Raw genomic sequence first — 14,129 nt, forward strand, 5'->3', positions numbered from 1 at the left:
CTCTAATCCTCGCCCTGCAGAAACTGCCCGCCGTCCGGCCCGGCTGGCGCTAGCTCTGCCGCCCGACGGCCCCGGCCACGCGGCACTGCAAAGGCCTTGACCATGAGGTCGATATCCTTGCGCAACTCTGCCAGGCTTTCTTGCCGACCGGCAGAGATTTCCTCCAGAATGCGCAGCATCTGCACATCGATCGAGCGCAGCCGCATCCGGCTTTCGGCATCCATGCCCACATCGCCATGGGCGCGCATGATCTCGGTCAGGGTTTCCTGCCCCACGGCAACCCGCTCTAGCGCATTGGCAACGCTAGTGGACTGATCCTGACGCGCGTTCATATCGCTGATGACATCCACCAGATTGGACAGTTTATTGTCGATCTCGGCCCGGCTCTCGGCGTTTTGGGCAAACATCGCCTGCAAGGCGTCCATTTGCTCTGCCATGGTGTCCAGCACCTCGGATACAACGCCGGTCTCGCCGCCGCTGCCCTCCTCGCCAGAGGAAAAGCTGACCCGCGTGAAAGAAGAGAGCCATTCTTCCAGCTCGCGGTAAAACCGGTTCTGGCCATGGCCGGCAAACAGCTCTAGCAGGCCAACGATCAGCGACCCTGCCAGCCCCAAAAGCGAAGAGGCAAAGGCCACGCCCATGCCGCCCAACTGTGCTTCCAGCCCGGTCATCAACCGGTTAAAGACCGCAATGCTTTCCTCGCCCTCCTGCGGGGCCAGGCTGCGAATGGTATCGACAACCGCAGGCACAGTGGTGGCAAGACCGTAAAACGTGCCCAAAAGTCCAAGAAAAATCAGCAGGTTGACAATATATCGCGTGATCTCACGCTCTTCGTCCACCCGCTGTGCCACCGAATCCAGAATAGACCGGGTCGACGATGACCCCAACTGCATCCGCGCCGCCCGCGAGCGCAGCAAAGCCGCCAGCGGAGCCAGCAGCGACGGTGCCCGTTTGTCGCCGCGCGTACCGCCAGAGGCAAAGCTTTCAATCCAGCGCACCGATCCGACCAGCTGCGCCACCTGCCAGAAACAGGCCAGCACCCCGATGACAAAGACAATGACGATAAAACCATTGAGCCAAGGATTTGCCTGAAACACCGGCAGCACCTTGGGCAGGGCCATAAATATCCCAAAGCCAGCAAGGCCAAGGGCAATCAGCATCATGATAATCTGTCTGACCGGTTGGGAAAACTGCGGCCTTGTCTTACGGGCTGGTTGGGCCATATTCAAAAGGTCCTGACGGATTTTTGCTCAATTCCCAAAAGAGCTTAAAGACAAAGATCGCAAAGCCCAAGGCTTTATGCTGTTATTTGCCGCACGCGTCCCATCAACCATTCAAGTTCTGCATCGCCAAGGCCAATTTCGCTGAGATGTTCAGCGGTATTATACAGATATTCGGTATTGGGCCCACGCCCGCCCACCGCAGTGGCGATAATCTGCGCCTGTTTTTCCAGCGCCATGCCGCCGCAATACTGCTCGTGATGCGGATCAATCACATAGGTCACGGCCATGACCTCTTGGCCAGAAGCAAGCTGCACCGCGAGGTTGCGCTCCAGATAGGCCGAAGAGATCAATTCGCGCTCGCGCAGATAGTCCAGCGTCTGGTCTTCCGCGCCACTCGCAACCGCCAGCGCCAATCCCTGACACTGTGCCCCCTGGACCTCATCCAGGGCCAGCACCAGCCCCGGCACCTCTTCGCTGCCACGATGGTGGATCGACGACATGCAAAAAGAGCGGGCATAGCCCTGCAGGGTTGCGATCTCGCTGCCAGCCACCGGAAAGCCCGGATTCCACAGCAGCGATCCATATCCGAATACCCACATTGTCATGATCTATGGCCCTTTCTTATCCTCGCCTATAAACAGCAAATTGACGGCTAGAAAAAGGGGTCTTCGCAGAATGCGACTGCTGAAATACCTGTGCCTTGGAGCGGTGGTCTGGGGGCTCTACTGGGGGCTGGCGGCCTGGGCACTGCGCAGCGGATTGGAAAGCTGGTTCGACGCACAAGCGCGCCAGGGTTGGCAGGTCTCACATGGGCAGCTCTCGACTGCTGGCTTTCCACTGCGCCACCGCACCCGCATTGATCAGCCCCTGCTGGCCGACCCCGGAACCGGCGCCGCCTGGAGCGCAGATTGGCTGGATCTCGACAGCCCGGCGATCTGGCCCGGGGCGCTGACGCTCTCCTTTCCGGAGACCCAGCAGCGGTTTTCCGTCTTTGATCAAAGCAGCGCCCTTACCGCGCAGGACATGACCGCCGAAATGCAGCTGGCACCGGGGGCAGCCCTGACGCTAGAGCGCCTTGAACTGCAGGCGCAGGTCTGGAAGATCCTGCAACATCAGGCGACCATGCCCCAGTGGCAGGCGCAGGATCTTGAGTTGATCCTGCATCAGCAGAGCGCGCAGCCAAACCAGTATGATTTGCGTATGGCCATCAGCGGCTTTGCCCCCGGTGGTGCCTTTCGCCGCATCAGCCAGCTGGCAAATGATCTGCCCAAACAGTTTGACGCGCTACAGCTGCAGGGGGCGATCGACTTTGATATCCCCTGGGATCGCCGGGCGCTTGAACAGCGCCGCCCGCAGCCGCGTCAGATCACCCTTGACCTGGCCGAGGCCAAATGGGGCGAGATGCATTTCAAGGCCAGCGGCCAGCTGCAGATGGATGATCAGGGCCGCGCAACGGGCGATCTGGCGCTACAGGTCAGGAACTGGCGCGCGATCCTTGATATGGCAGAACGCAGCAGCCTGCTGCCGCCGCAGACCCGCACCGCCATAGAACGGGTGCTGGCGCTGTTTTCCAGCCCTGCTGGCCAGGGGGAGAGAATCAACACCACCCTGCGCTTTCAGCAGGGGCAGATGTGGATCGGGCCGCTGCCCATCGGCACCGCACCGCCAATCCGGCTGCGCTAGAGCCTGTCGCGTTCATTTGCATTCAGGCGACAGGCGCTCGTTTATTGATGTCGCATGTCGAATAGCTCGAAACCGGAAACCACTTTCGAGCGATATGCTCTAAGACCACCGCGCCCTGCCCGCATGTCCCAGCCCTAGCGGCAGTAGGACCCACTGCGATAGCTGGCCACATCAAGGTGGAAATGATCCCGGTGATGGCGATCAGATTCGGGGCCCAGAACGGTGCCAAAGGGACCACAAGCCGCTTTCCACATCTTGCGCATCGGTTTGCGGGTGGCACGGGCGTTCCACCCTGACAGCACGCTTACCAGGGTGCCATCTTCCAGTTTGAAGCCGGAAATATCAATCGCCTTGCCGCGCCCGTGTTCCGACACTTTGGCGCCGGGGCGATTGTTGCGGGTGCGGCAGGCGTAGTGCGCCGCCACCCGCAGGCTGACCACCCGATTGCGGCGACCAAAGGCCTTTTCCACATCCTTTGAAACCCATCGTTTCAGCGCCGCAGCGGTTTCGCAGGTCATCACTGAACTCTGGCTCAGCGTGACCCCGGCGACAGAGGTCACCTGCACCGCATCCGCGGCCCCACAGCCGGGCATGGTGCCGACCACTGCGCCAATCTCTTTGCCCTGAATATCAATATCACCGCAGACAGAGCCCTGACGCAGACGGCGGCGTTTGAACAGGGCCTGTTGCGCAATGCCATCCGGGCGGACTAGCGGCACCAAGGACTGATCCAGAAGCGACGCATCCAGATCCGCAGGCCGCGCCGCCACCGCGAGGAGCTGGGCTGATACCGGGCGCAATTGGGGCCGCAGCCCGGATGAAGGGCTGGCCACGCGGCTTGATCCCGCACCGGTGGCGACTGCTGCCACCACATCGGCACGCGCAATGGCCCCATCTGACGCCACGGTCGCTGCCACGGCCGGTGACAGACTGGGGCGCAGGGTCGGACGCAGCGATGTTTCAGGCGCGTCGGCCTGAACGGCCAGACTGCTGACGGGCAGAAGGCAGGTCACAGTGGCCAGCGCCACCGCCCAGCCCCGGAGCTGTTCCCCGCCGATCACGGCTTGTTGCCCCGGCCAAAGTCAGGCGCGGCTGTATCCTGGCCCGCCTCGATGATACCGCGCCGGATCGCCCGTGTGCGGGTGAAATAGTCGTGCAGATGGTCGCCGTCTCCGGTCCGGATGGCGCGTTGCAGTGCAAACAGTTCTTCGGTAAAGCGCCCGAGGATTTCCAGCGTTGCCTCTTTGTTGGTCAAAAAGACATCGCGCCACATGGTTGGATCCGAAGCAGCGATGCGGGTGAAATCCCGAAAGCCGGCTGCCGAATACTTGATCACTTCGCTATCGGTCACCCGGCGCAGATCATCCGCAACCCCTACCATCGTATAGGCAATCAAATGCGGCGCGTGGCTGGTGACAGCCAGTACCAAATCATGATGGTCCGCCTCCATTTCATCGACATTGGCGCCCATGCCTTCCCACAGGTCGCGCAGCTGTGCCACCGCTGCGGGGTCGCTGCCATCAACCGGAACAAGCAGGCTCCAGCGGTTGTCGAACAGTTCAGCAAAGCCGGATTCCGGGCCGGAATGTTCGGTGCCCGCCAGCGGGTGGGCTGGCACAAAATGAACCCCCTCGGGAATATGCGGTGTCACCACCTCTATCACATGCCCCTTGACCGACCCCACATCCGAAACCGTCGCGCCGGGTTTCAGATGCGGACCAATTTCAGCCATGACTGGCCCCATGGCCCCCACCGGCACACAAAGCACCACCAGATCGGCACCTTCGACCGCCTCGATGGCGCTGTCGCAGATGCGATCACACAGGCCAATGCGACGGGCGGTTTCACGGGTTTGCGCACTGCGGGCAAACCCCGTGACCTCGCCTGCCAAACCGGCGCGCTTCATGGCCCAGAACATCGAAGACGCAATCAGCCCCAAGCCAATCAGGGCGACACGGTTGTAAACGACATTGCTCATACGGCACCTTGCTTTGCTTTGAAGTCTCGGATCGCAGCAACCAGGCGGCGGCAGGCCGCCTCGTCTCCGACGGTTATACGCAGGGCATTGGGCAGGTTATATCCAGCCACCCGGCGCACAATCAGCCCCTGTTGTTGCAGATAGAGATCGCAGGCCTCGGCCTCGGCCTGATCGGCAAACCGTGCCAGAATGAAATTGGTACAAGAGGTATCCGACGCCACGCCCAGCTCTGCCAGCTCGCGTGCCAACCAGCTGCGCCATTGGGCATTTTCCTGTCGGCAGCGCTCCAGGTAGTCCCGGTCGCGCACTGCCGCTTCGGCCCCGGCCAGCGCCGTGGCGGAGACATTGAACGGCCCGCGCACCCGGTTCAGCACATCAATGATAGGCGCCGGGCCATAGCCCCAACCAATGCGTGCCCCACCAAGACCGTAGATCTTGGAAAACGTACGGGTCATGAAGATATTGTCGCGCGCCGCGATCAAATCCGCCCCGGCATCAAAGCCTTCGACATATTCCGCATAGGCCCCATCCAGCACCAAGAGCACCCCCTTGGGCAGGCCATCGGCCAGACGCGCAACCTCGGCCGCCGAAATCATCGTGCCGGTCGGATTGTTCGGATTGGCGATAAAGACCAGCTTGGTGCGGTCGCTACAGCCCGCAAGCAGCGCATCCACATCGGTGACACGCTCGCGTTCCTTGACCTCGACCGGGGTGGCCCCTGCGGCCAGTGCGCTGATACGATACATGGCAAACCCGTGCTCCGTATAGAGCACCTCATCCCCCGGCCCGGCATAACACTGGCACAGGAAGGCGATGATTTCGTCACTGCCGGCACCACAGATAATCTGCTCTGGGTTCAACCCCTCGACCGCGCCAATCGCCTGACGCAGCGCCCTGTGGTCAGAGCTGGGGTAGCGATGCATATCCGCCGCGGCCTCTTGCATGGCTGTAATCGCAAGCGGGCTGGGCCCCAGTGGGTTTTCATTGGAGGAGAGCTTGATTGCGTTGCTCACCCCCGCCACATGGGCCGCGCCGCCCTGATAGAGGGCGATATCCATAATACCTGGCTGCGGCGTGATCTGGGTCATTGGTCTGGCTCCTTGGTTCTCCTCGTAATAACGAGGCGCAAGCCAATGGGAAAGCGGCAAGATCAACCAGAGAGCGGCACCGCCCACACAGCCTGGGTAAGACTGTGCCAAGACGCGGGGCAAAACGGCACCGCGCACGGGACAGGGCACGAAAATTCCATCGGCCCGTGATCACTGCGCTGGTGTTATCTAGCTTTGGCCCCAGCCATTTTATCCAGCTTGGCCTCGGCCTGCTTTTTCACCATCTTCGCCAGTTCTTTGCGCAGTTGGGTGTCTTTGCGCAGCGTTTCCTCCATCATCTTTTGCAAGACTTTGGCAGACTGCGTCCCATCCGAGCTTTCAAGCACCTTGTTGCCATAGGCAACAAAGACCTTGTCCTGTACTGCCGCAGCCACATCCGCATAGATCGCAGGCCCATGTTTCTTGGAGAATTCTTCGACTACATCGGCACCATATCTGGCGACGAGATCCTTCTTTACCATCCCATCCATGGCACTGGGCACCAGTTTCTGCGCCAGAAAACCCTGAGATTTGGAGATGTAGCTTGCACCAAAGCTGGAGACGCTTTTCATCGGCCCCGAGGTCATGATGCCGCCAGACAGGATCTTGACCACAGCATCCGTTACCTCTTTCTGGTTGGGGGCGCGGCCCTTTTCAACCAACGGCTTGAACAGCATGATCGCCTCTTTGGCGGCATTTTTGACCATTTCCTGGCCAACGCCAGTGGTCAGCATCTTTTCCATGAACTTGGTCAGCGCCTTTTGCGAAAAGGTCTGGAACATCTTTGCCGGCAATTGCGCCGCCACTTTTCCTGCGATGCCTTTCAGAAACGCACCGCCCAGCTTGCCCCCCGCCGCACCCGCCGCTCCGGCAAACAGGGTGTCCAGCACGACCTTCTTGGCAGCGCCGTCAAAGGTAACCTTGTTCCCAGCCAGGTATTCGCCATATTGCCCCGCGCTGGATTTCATCGCTTCGGTCCCGGCAGCTGCAATGGCATGGGCCCGTACCGGATCCATCCCCTTGGTTGCCATCAGACGTGCCGTGGCATAGACCTCGATCACAGTAAAAGAGGTCTCGCGCACGATTTCCAGCGTAAAGACCGCCTTACCCGCCGTGCCGATACGGGCCTTAATGAACTTATCAAAGGCCTTTTGCCCGGAATTATAGGCCTTGGTTGCCTTGGCATCCTGTTTCTGGATCTTCTTCCAATCCGGTTTGGACTGGCTCGCCAGTGTCTTGAGAAATGAGGCTTCGGAGCGTGCATTCAAGATCGGTGTCCAGGGCGGGTCGGTATCGTCATTCAGCGTCGACATGGTGAATTCGGTAATTGCCATCATCAGGCCCTCTTCGGCCTGACGGGTCTTTTCCACATCGTTGCAAAAATCTACCCAGGTATCGGCCTGCCCCCGCATCATATTGGCCTTTGACAGGATCTGATGCCGCAGCGCCTTTTCTGCGGCTTCAAACTCTGCCACCTCGACCTGCTTGATCTTGCCGTCTTCCTTGACCTCATAGACCGCGACCTTCTGATCCTGGGCGATCATGGCCTGCAGCTTTGCCAACCCCGCCTTCCAGGTGCGCATGCCAGGGTCGACGATGCCGTCCGGCTTCTTGAAACCAAGTGATTTTTTCTGAAAGCTGCGGATATCCTTGATCAGCCCGGCATCGCATTTCCCAGAGATCTTGATGCTGCCAAAGCCATTTGCCTTCAGCATCAAACGCACCAGTTCTACGTCGGCGGCAGCGTTTTTGACCGGTTTGAATTTCCCTTCACCCGCCTTGGCATCAGGTTTGGTAATGCGGGTGCTATCCCCAACCGGGGCTGACAACTTTATTGCCATAACAAGGCTCCGAACTAATAAACAAAGGTAACAGAGGTAAAGTCTGCCACAGGTTCAGACCCCTGTCAGGGGTGATTTGACTGCCGCTTTCCCCCTCAGGCGGCAAAGGGCTGAAAGCGGGCGGTCTTGGGATCGGCTTCATAGCTGGCTGCCAGTTTTTCGGCGCGCAGGGCCAAATCATTGACGCTGTCGATAATGTATTGCGCCGTTTCCTCTGTCATCAGATAGGAAAAATTAAGCCGTATCCAGCCGGGTTTCTGCAATTCTCTGCCTGCCTTTAGCGCATCAAACAGCGCGGTGGATTCCGCCTCGTCGATATCCAGCAGGCGATGGGCGTAGGGGCCTGCACAGGCACAGCCGCCACGGGCCTGGATACCATAGTGATCACTTAACATACGGGTGAACAGTTGCTGATGCACAGGTGCGCCAGACCGCCCGCGCACCGTGAAAGAAAAGATCGGCAGCCGGTGCGCCGAAGGGTGGCCCAACAGGGTAAGCTGCGGATTCCCCCCCCAACCGGCGCGCGCCATGGCGGCAAAGCGGGCCTCTTTGGCCGCGATCTCATCCGCGCCGACCGCCTCTTTCACCAGAAAGGCCAGGGCGGCGCGGATATCGCCAATTACATTGGGGGTGCCAGCTTCTTCGCGGGCAACCAGATCCGTGCTGTAGTCATGCCCCCAGGGCGACACAAAACTAACCGTTCCACCGCCGGGCCAGGATGGGCTGCGCCGCCGCACCGCATCGCGATTGACGATCAGCACCCCGGACGCCCCCGGCCCACCGGCGAATTTATGCGGCGAAATCACCACCGCATCCTTATGGGTACCCAGGCTCGGCTGGTTGTCCGCTGCGTCCTGACCGCCCGCCATGGAAATCGGCACATAGGGGCCGGCCCCGGCGTAATCCCAGACCACCAGCCCACCAACTGCATGTATCATGCAGCTTATCGCATCTGGATTGGTCAGGATGCCAGTCACGTTGGAGGCGGCGGAAAAGCTGCCAATGATCAAATCACTGCTGGCGTGATCCAACAGGGCCTGCTGCAGCGCCTGCAGATCAAGGCCACCCTCTGGCGCTTCGGGAATTTCCACCACCCTGGCCCGGCTTTCACGCCAGGGCAGAATATTCGAATGATGTTCATACGGGCCAATAAACACCACCGGGTTGCGGGCCTCATTGACGCCAAACAGGCTCACCAGCCGATTGAGACCCGCTGTCGCCCCGGCGCCTGCAAAAATCACCGCGTCGCGCTCTGTTGCCTGGGTCAGGCGGGCAATTTCCGCGCGGGCCGCACGGCGCAGCTGGGTCATATAGGCACCGCAGAAAGATGCTTCGGTATGGGAATTGGCATAATAGGGCAAAACCTGCGTGGCGATATATTCCTCGACCTGGCGCAACGCCCGTCCCGAGGCCACGTAATCGGCATAGACCAATGGAACATCACCCTTGGCACCGGGGATCATCGCCCCCTCACCGATCACCCCCTGTGCCAGGCTGCCGTCCACCGCCGCCTGCTGCAGCTCTTCCTTGAATATTGCCAGGGTCATGCGCGAGTCTCCAAAGTATCTGTTCAGATAATCTCCCACGTTAAACCCGCGAAAACTTCCTATCTTTTTCATTGAAACCAGAAAAATATGTGTCATATGATCTTAGTATGAGCAAGAATATAGACCAAATAGACCTGTCCATCCTGCGTGCCCTGCAACGCGATGCCAGCCTGTCCCAACGCGAACTGGCCGAGGTCGTAGGCCTGTCGCAGAACGCCTGCTGGCGCCGCTTGAAAGCGCTGAATGACAAGAACGTGCTGAAGGGCGCCAGCATGCGGGTGGACCGGGTCAAACTTGGTCTGGATCTGGTGGTCTTTGTGATGCTGCGCACACGGCACCATTCGGCTGAATGGCTCGACACCTTTCGCCGCCATGTGCTGACCATCCCCGAGGTGGTCGATTTCCACCGTATCGGCGGCGATTACGACTATCAACTCAAGGTGGTGACGCAGGATATGGCCAGCTATGATCGGGTTTATCAACGGCTGATCAGCGGCGTCGAACTGGACAGCGTCACCTCTTATTTTGCGATGGAAACCATTGCCGAGGCGCGCCCCCTGCCACTATAGCAGTGCCTTTTCAGACCACCGAGTGGGGCCTGAAAAGAGGATCGTAAACGCCTAGTGGCCAAAAGCCTTGTTTGCCATCCAGGAGACCCGCTTGCCCGCCGCCCCCATACGCATATGCAGGCAGGCGGTGCCATAGCGTTGAAAATACAGGATATCCAGATCATACCAGCCAGCCGATGGCACCTCAACTTCGCTCATGATTGTGGTGTCGCAGGTCTGGCGCCCATCAAATTGGCCCACTACCTGGCCGCCGATTCTGGCGCGCAGCCCATCGTTGGTCAGAAAGTCGATATTGTGAATGCCGGGCGTGTCGAAATGCACATAGCCCGTGATTGCGGCCACCACATGTTCGGCCCGCTTCGAGGTCAGGGTCAGGTCGCCTTCATTGGTATCGCGGTAATCCAGCCCGCTTAATGGGCTCCCCCGCTCAGACTTGATCTTCAAGGCAGATGACGCATCCACCAGCGTTTTCACATCATGCGGATAGGCGTAGCGAACCGAAAGCCCCGGCTGCAGGCCAGAGGGCTGTGGACTGGCAGGCTGCAATTTCAGCGGTGCCGCACTGAGCGCCGTCGCACAGGTCACAACAATAGCGGCAATTGCACTGGTCAAAAGGCGTTTCATTCTACACTCCCGTTTTGCCCGACACCAAACTGGCCCGGCCGATTTCCCATACGGTAGCGACGAGTCCCGGCAAAAGACAACTGCTTTTCCGCGTGGGTCGGATCATGACTATACCACATCCTGTCAGTGACAGGCGCTGATCTGGCTCAATCGTGCAGCGCGCCGGGCGTCAGCAAAGCGCAATACGCAAAAAGGGCCACCCGAAGGCAGCCCTTTGCAAAACAGTCCAATCCAGCGCCCAAAGGGGCGACGGGATTAGTTTTTGGCGTAGAATTCCACGACCAGGTTTGGTTCCATAACAACGGGGTAAGGCACATCGGCCAGACCGGGGGCGCGCACGAATGTGGCTGTCATTTTGGAGTGGTCGGCTTCGATGTAGTCAGGCACATCGCGCTCGGCCAGGGCGACGGCTTCCAGCAGAACAGCCAGTTGCTTGGACTTGTCGCGCACGGCGATTACGTCACCTTCTTTCACCCGGTAAGAGGCGATGTTCACGCGCTGGCCGTTCACGGTGACGTGACCGTGGTTGACGAACTGGCGTGCGGCAAAAATGGTTGGTACGAATTTTGCACGGTAGACGACAGCATCCAGGCGGCGCTCCAGCAGGCCGATCAGGTTTTCACCGGTATCGCCTTTTACACGCTCAGCTTCGGCGTAAACGCGACGGAACTGCTTCTCGGTGATATCGCCGTAGTAGCCTTTCAGCTTCTGCTTGGCGCGCAACTGAATACCGAAATCGGACAGCTTGCCCTTGCGGCGCTGACCATGCTGGCCGGGGCCATATTCACGACGGTTGACTGGGGACTTTGGGCGGCCCCAGATGTTTTCGCCCATGCGGCGGTCAATTTTATACTTGGCAGACGTACGTTTAGTCACGGCTGTTCTCCTTCATAAATGGCGTTACGGGCTCTGCCAAAACCGGTTGTCACTGTTCAGCTGCATCTGCTTTCGCACATGCCAGCCAAAATGCTAACCTGCTCCGGGTTCACCGCAACATTCGAAGGGCGTTGTCCTCTTAGGGTTGGGTCCGAAGATCCACACCTATGACAGGTTTCCCCTTGCGGGGTCCACCAACACCAATGAAGAGGCGCTTATAGGCGCAACGGAGACAGAGTCAACACTGCTTCCCCCGGTTTTTGCCGCCCCGGCACTTTCGGCATCCCCGTCTGAACAGTTCGGGCAGAACAGTGTCGCGCAGACTACGGTTCCAGTGGCAAACCGATGATCGCCCCAACCGAGGTCAGCCCGATCTGCGACAGCTCGCCGGGGGCAAAGGCTTCGGGCAGTGCGCCGCCTTCCATCCATAGCCCGTCGATCAAGGCGTTGCAGGCAGTTGCCAGCTGGTACAACCGTTCCGGCGCTGCGGCGATTCCGGCCTCTTCCAAGGCGGCACGAATCAAGGCCTCTAGCTGATCGCGAAAATAGACATAGGTGCGCGCGTGGGTCGCCTTCATCTGCGCATCGTGCTGCACCTTGTTCAGAAACCCAGCCCAGAGCGCAATGGAGCGCGGGTCCACCACTGGCGGCTCTAGCGAGGATTTCACAAAAACCCGCAGCCGCGCCCGCGCCGAGTCCGTGACCGAAGCCGCCGGAGCAAAGGTCTGGTCCGTCATCTGCGTCATATGGTATTCAAAAGCGGCGGTTATCAGGTCCTCTTTTGAGGAAAAATAGTGTCTTATCAGCCCCTGCGTGACTTGGGCCCGCTCGGCAATGCCACGCACGGTTGCACCGCGCACCCCCTTGTCCGCCACCAGCTCCAGGGTTGCGTTGATCAAGGCCCGCTTGCGTTCATCCGCGCTTTCGCGGGTAAATTTTCGGCGCTCTTCCTGCATTCCTGCCCTCTCCCTGGCGTCAATCTAATTATACACTTGCATAATTAAGCCAACTACGCCTTACTACCCCCAATAACCAAGGACGCCCGACAATGCCAACAGCTGCCAGCGCAGATCCCGACCCCGCAGCCACCGCGACCCCCGGCACCCGCCCCCCCTCTGCCGCGCAAGGCCCGTCCGGACAGGACGCCGTGCGAATTGAGGGGCTACATAAATCCTTTGGCACACTAGAGGTCCTCAAAGGGGTCTCCCTCACAGCCAAGCAGGGCGATGTGGTGGCCATCATCGGCGGCAGCGGTTCGGGGAAATCGACCATGTTACGCTGCATCAATTTCCTCGAAACGCCCTCTGCTGGTAAGATCGTGATTGATGGCGAAGAAATCGAAATGCGCGCCGATGGCAGCCCCGCCAACCGCCGCCAGATTGAGCGGATCCGCACCCGCCTTGCAATGGTGTTTCAATCCTTCAACCTTTGGACCCACCGCACATTGCTGGAAAACGTCATCGAAGTTCCAATCCATGTGCTGAAGGTACCACGAGCTGAGGCCATCGCCCAGGCCCGTACCCTGTTGCAGCGCGTCGGGCTGGCCAACAAGGAAGATTCATTTCCGGCCTTTTTGTCTGGTGGCCAGCAGCAGCGCGCCGCGATTGCCCGCGCCTTGGCGGTGGATCCTTCGGTAATGCTGTTTGATGAACCTACTAGCGCGCTTGATCCCGAACTGGTTGGCGAAGTTTTGACAGTAATCCGCGACCTGGCTGCCGAAGGGCGCACAATGTTGCTGGTCACCCACGAGATGCGCTTTGCCCGCGAAGTGGCTGATCACGTGGTTTATCTGTATCAAGGACAGATCGAAGAACAGGGCCCCCCGGCCGAGGTTTTTGGCAATCCAAAATCCGATCGCCTGCGCCAGTTCCTTCAGTCCGTCTCGTAACGACAAACAAGAAAAACAAATCCAAAACAGGGAGATCTCAAATGTCTTTGAAAACACTTATGGCCGCAGGCCTGTCGCTTGCGGCCCTCACCGCTGGTGCCGCCCAGGCTGATCAGGTCAAGATCGGCATCGCCGCCGAACCCTATCCGCCCTTTGCATCGCTGGATTCTTCCGGCACCTGGGTTGGTTGGGAAATTGAAGTGATTGATGCGGTCTGTGCCGCCGCAGAACTGGACTGCGTGCTGACGCCAGTGGCCTGGGATGGCATCATTCCATCGCTTACAGGTCAGCAGATCGACGCCATCATGGCATCCATGTCGATCACCGAAGAGCGCCTGAAAACCATCGATTTTTCAAACCCATACTACAACACTCCGGCGGTGATCGTGGCAGATAAATCCATGGATATCGCGCCCACGCCCGAAGGGCTGGCAGGTAAGATCGTTGGCATTCAGGCCTCGACCATCCACCAGACCTATGCCCAGGAATACTTCAAGGATTCCGAAATCCGCGTCTATCAGACCCAGGATGAAGCCAACCAGGATCTCTTTGCCGGGCGGATCGACGCAACCCAGGCGGACAGCATCGCCATGGCCGACTTTGTCGGCTCTGACGCGGGCGCCTGCTGCGAGATCAAGGGCGCCGTTGCCAATGACACCGCCATCCTCGGTCTTGGCGTTGGGGCAGCCATCCGCAAGGGCGATGCAGATCTGCAGGCTGCGCTGAACAGCGGGATTGCCGCCATTCTGGCAGATGGCACACACGAGGCCATCACCGCGCGCTTCTTCAACGCCAGCATCTACAGCGAATAA

At 59.4% G+C, this 14,129-nt stretch carries 14 protein-coding genes; 4 read left to right on the forward strand and 10 right to left on the reverse strand.

Annotated elements, in window-relative coordinates; translation table 11 throughout:
• Positions 1–2: 2 nt before the first annotated feature.
• Both ACN0VH_RS13570 and ACN0VH_RS13575 read right to left on the reverse strand, forming a co-directional pair.
• The gene (locus ACN0VH_RS13570; protein WP_417700872.1) at positions 3–1,223 is read right to left on the reverse strand and encodes a biopolymer transporter ExbB; all 1,221 of its coding nucleotides are present in this window, start codon (positions 1,221–1,223) and stop codon (positions 3–5) included.
• A gap of 74 nt (positions 1,224–1,297) precedes the next feature.
• Complete coding sequence (locus tag ACN0VH_RS13575; RefSeq protein ID WP_278923079.1) at positions 1,298–1,828, reverse strand: gamma-glutamylcyclotransferase; 531 nt, start codon at positions 1,826–1,828, stop codon at positions 1,298–1,300.
• Positions 1,829–1,898: 70 nt separating this feature from the next.
• Between ACN0VH_RS13575 and ACN0VH_RS13580 the strand changes: the two genes are divergently transcribed.
• On the forward strand, positions 1,899–2,906 hold the full coding sequence (locus ACN0VH_RS13580) for a DUF2125 domain-containing protein (RefSeq protein ID WP_417700873.1): 1,008 nt from the start codon (positions 1,899–1,901) through the stop codon (positions 2,904–2,906).
• 134 nt (positions 2,907–3,040) lie between these two features.
• Here ACN0VH_RS13580 and ACN0VH_RS13585 read toward each other — a convergent pair whose 3' ends face one another.
• The 5 genes from ACN0VH_RS13585 to ACN0VH_RS13605 all read right to left on the reverse strand — a co-directional run bounded on the left by ACN0VH_RS13585 (position 3,041) and on the right by ACN0VH_RS13605 (position 9,360).
• Entirely contained in the window at positions 3,041–3,967 is a 927-nt protein-coding gene (locus ACN0VH_RS13585) for an extensin-like domain-containing protein (RefSeq protein WP_417700874.1), read from the reverse strand.
• Positions 3,964–4,884, reverse strand: a complete 921-nt coding sequence (locus tag ACN0VH_RS13590; RefSeq protein WP_417700875.1) for a prephenate/arogenate dehydrogenase family protein — start codon at positions 4,882–4,884, stop codon at positions 3,964–3,966. Before ACN0VH_RS13590 ends, ACN0VH_RS13585 begins: the two co-directional genes overlap by 4 nt.
• Positions 4,881–5,972, reverse strand: a complete 1,092-nt coding sequence (gene hisC, locus ACN0VH_RS13595) for a histidinol-phosphate transaminase (RefSeq protein ID WP_278923083.1) — start codon at positions 5,970–5,972, stop codon at positions 4,881–4,883. Before hisC ends, ACN0VH_RS13590 begins: the two co-directional genes overlap by 4 nt.
• Before the next feature lie 185 nt (positions 5,973–6,157).
• Positions 6,158–7,813: a peptidoglycan-binding protein gene (locus tag ACN0VH_RS13600; protein WP_417700876.1), complete on the reverse strand. Its 1,656-nt coding sequence runs from the start codon at positions 7,811–7,813 to the stop codon at positions 6,158–6,160.
• Between the two features lie 95 nt (positions 7,814–7,908).
• On the reverse strand, positions 7,909–9,360 hold the full coding sequence (locus ACN0VH_RS13605) for an aminotransferase class V-fold PLP-dependent enzyme (protein WP_278923085.1): 1,452 nt from the start codon (positions 9,358–9,360) through the stop codon (positions 7,909–7,911).
• Positions 9,361–9,467: 107 nt separating this feature from the next.
• On the opposite strand from ACN0VH_RS13605, the gene ACN0VH_RS13610 reads away from it, so the two are divergent.
• Positions 9,468–9,929, forward strand: a complete 462-nt coding sequence (locus ACN0VH_RS13610) for an Lrp/AsnC family transcriptional regulator (RefSeq protein WP_278923086.1) — start codon at positions 9,468–9,470, stop codon at positions 9,927–9,929.
• Positions 9,930–9,980: 51 nt separating this feature from the next.
• Here the strand turns inward: ACN0VH_RS13610 and ACN0VH_RS13615 are convergent, their stop codons facing one another.
• From ACN0VH_RS13615 to ACN0VH_RS13625, 3 genes are all read right to left on the reverse strand, one after another.
• Positions 9,981–10,553, reverse strand: a complete 573-nt coding sequence (locus tag ACN0VH_RS13615) for a PA14 domain-containing protein (RefSeq protein WP_278923087.1) — start codon at positions 10,551–10,553, stop codon at positions 9,981–9,983.
• A 255-nt stretch (positions 10,554–10,808) separates the two neighbouring features.
• Positions 10,809–11,429, reverse strand: coding sequence for a 30S ribosomal protein S4 (rpsD, locus tag ACN0VH_RS13620; RefSeq protein WP_278923088.1), 621 nt, complete (start codon positions 11,427–11,429; stop codon positions 10,809–10,811).
• Between the two features lie 323 nt (positions 11,430–11,752).
• The gene (locus ACN0VH_RS13625) at positions 11,753–12,385 is read right to left on the reverse strand and encodes a TetR/AcrR family transcriptional regulator (RefSeq protein WP_417700877.1); all 633 of its coding nucleotides are present in this window, start codon (positions 12,383–12,385) and stop codon (positions 11,753–11,755) included.
• Positions 12,386–12,477: 92 nt separating this feature from the next.
• Here ACN0VH_RS13625 and ACN0VH_RS13630 point away from each other — a divergent pair, with 92 nt between their 5' ends.
• Positions 12,478–13,317: an ABC transporter ATP-binding protein gene (locus ACN0VH_RS13630; protein ID WP_417700878.1), complete on the forward strand. Its 840-nt coding sequence runs from the start codon at positions 12,478–12,480 to the stop codon at positions 13,315–13,317.
• A gap of 41 nt (positions 13,318–13,358) precedes the next feature.
• Positions 13,359–14,129: a transporter substrate-binding domain-containing protein gene (locus tag ACN0VH_RS13635; RefSeq protein WP_278923091.1), complete on the forward strand. Its 771-nt coding sequence runs from the start codon at positions 13,359–13,361 to the stop codon at positions 14,127–14,129.

It is taken from the genome of Pseudophaeobacter sp. (assembly GCF_048267565.1).
Classification (GTDB): domain Bacteria; phylum Pseudomonadota; class Alphaproteobacteria; order Rhodobacterales; family Rhodobacteraceae; genus Pseudophaeobacter; species Pseudophaeobacter profundi.

Coding starts and splice junctions, on each gene's coding strand:
- ACN0VH_RS13615 (WP_278923087.1), bottom strand. CDS start 10,553: ATGAAACGCCTTTTGACCAGTGCAATTGCCGCTATTGTTGTGACCTGT.
- ACN0VH_RS13610 (WP_278923086.1), top strand. CDS start 9,468: ATGAGCAAGAATATAGACCAAATAGACCTGTCCATCCTGCGTGCCCTG.
- ACN0VH_RS13625 (WP_417700877.1), bottom strand. CDS start 12,385: ATGCAGGAAGAGCGCCGAAAATTTACCCGCGAAAGCGCGGATGAACGC.
- ACN0VH_RS13605 (WP_278923085.1), bottom strand. CDS start 9,360: ATGACCCTGGCAATATTCAAGGAAGAGCTGCAGCAGGCGGCGGTGGAC.
- ACN0VH_RS13630 (WP_417700878.1), top strand. CDS start 12,478: ATGCCAACAGCTGCCAGCGCAGATCCCGACCCCGCAGCCACCGCGACC.
- ACN0VH_RS13570 (WP_417700872.1), bottom strand. CDS start 1,223: ATGGCCCAACCAGCCCGTAAGACAAGGCCGCAGTTTTCCCAACCGGTC.
- ACN0VH_RS13580 (WP_417700873.1), top strand. CDS start 1,899: ATGCGACTGCTGAAATACCTGTGCCTTGGAGCGGTGGTCTGGGGGCTC.
- ACN0VH_RS13590 (WP_417700875.1), bottom strand. CDS start 4,884: ATGAGCAATGTCGTTTACAACCGTGTCGCCCTGATTGGCTTGGGGCTG.
- ACN0VH_RS13575 (WP_278923079.1), bottom strand. CDS start 1,828: ATGACAATGTGGGTATTCGGATATGGATCGCTGCTGTGGAATCCGGGC.
- hisC (WP_278923083.1), bottom strand. CDS start 5,972: ATGACCCAGATCACGCCGCAGCCAGGTATTATGGATATCGCCCTCTAT.
- ACN0VH_RS13635 (WP_278923091.1), top strand. CDS start 13,359: ATGTCTTTGAAAACACTTATGGCCGCAGGCCTGTCGCTTGCGGCCCTC.
- ACN0VH_RS13600 (WP_417700876.1), bottom strand. CDS start 7,813: ATGGCAATAAAGTTGTCAGCCCCGGTTGGGGATAGCACCCGCATTACC.